Source organism: Pseudoalteromonas sp. NZS127_1 (assembly GCF_015864295.1).
Lineage (GTDB): Bacteria > Pseudomonadota > Gammaproteobacteria > Enterobacterales > Alteromonadaceae > Pseudoalteromonas > Pseudoalteromonas arctica.
Genome location: NZ_JADYXO010000056.1, coordinates 1 through 1,293, shown reverse-complemented (window position 1 = coordinate 1,293; position 1,293 = coordinate 1). Strand labels below are relative to the sequence as shown.

At 41.8% G+C, this 1,293-nt stretch carries 1 protein-coding gene; it reads left to right on the top strand.

The window, feature by feature from the left end; genetic code table 11:
- The first annotated feature begins 56 nt into the window (after positions 1–56).
- Positions 57–1,259, top strand: a complete 1,203-nt coding sequence (locus I6F50_RS20095) for an IS256 family transposase (RefSeq protein WP_197177149.1) — start codon at positions 57–59, stop codon at positions 1,257–1,259.
- Positions 1,260–1,293 lie beyond the last annotated feature (34 nt).

Here is a 1,293-nt window from a genome sequence, read left to right as displayed (position 1 = left end):
GGTAGTGTTTAGAAATCTGTGTCATTTCAGTATTATTAAGAAAACAGGAGTGACACATGACTCAATCTTTCGATTTCAACAAAGCATTAGCTGAACTTCAAGCTGGTAAAGGTCTTACTGGCGAAGACGGTGTTCTAACACCCTTAATCAAACAACTCACCGAAGCGGCTCTTAAAGCCGAATTAGAGCAGCATCTACAATCTGAGACGCAAGTTAACCGTAAAAATGGTTCAACCAAAAAAACAGTTAAGTCATCCATAGGCCAATTCGAACTTGAAACGCCCAGAGACCGTTCAGGTTCGTTTGAACCTCAGCTTGTTAAAAAGAACCAAACTAAGTTAACGCCTGAAATTGATGAGAAAATCCTATCTATGTTTGCTTTAGGTATGAGCTATCGAGATATTCGAGGCCACATACAGGATATGTATGGCGTTGAAGTATCAGAGGCCACCATCACTGCCGTAACAGACCAGCTGATACCAGAGCTTAAAGCATGGCAAGCTCGCAGCTTAGATACGCTTTACCCGTTTATCTGGCTTGATGCCATTCACTATAAAATTAAAGAAAATGGACGCTACGTGAGTAAGGCTATTTATACCGTGCTAGGTGTGAATATCGAGGGCCGAAAAGAGTTACTTGGTTTATATGTCTCTGAAAGTGAAGGGGCTAACTATTGGTTAGCAGTATTAACAGATTTACATAATCGTGGTGTATCCGATATTTTAATTGCCTGTGTTGATGGACTAAAAGGCTTCCCTGAAGCAATAGCAACAATCTACCCCGACGCCGAAGTGCAGGAGTGCGTCATTCATCAAATTCGTAATTCGATGAAGTACGTTGCTTCAAAGCACCAAAAAGAGTTTATGACTGACTTGAAACCCGTTTATAAGGCTGCCACTAAGGATGCAGCAGAAGCCGCTCTTGACGAATTAGATGCCAAATGGGGCAAGTTATACCCTATTGTTATCGCGTCTTGGCGTCGTAAATGGGGCAATCTGTCGGTTTATTTCAAGTATCCAGATTACGTACGTAAAGCTATTTATACCACGAATGCGATTGAAGCTGTACATCGTCAGTTTAGGCGACTCACCAAGACTAAGGGAGGATTCCCTAATGAAAACAGCTTGATGAAACTATTGTATGCAGGCATATTAAATGCCTCAAAGAAATGGACAATGCCAATCCATAACTGGAATCTGACATTGTCGCAATTGGCCATCCACTTCGAAGGTAGGTTAGATGGTGTGCTAGATATTTAGCAATTTAGGCTGACACAGAATTCTGAACGCCCTC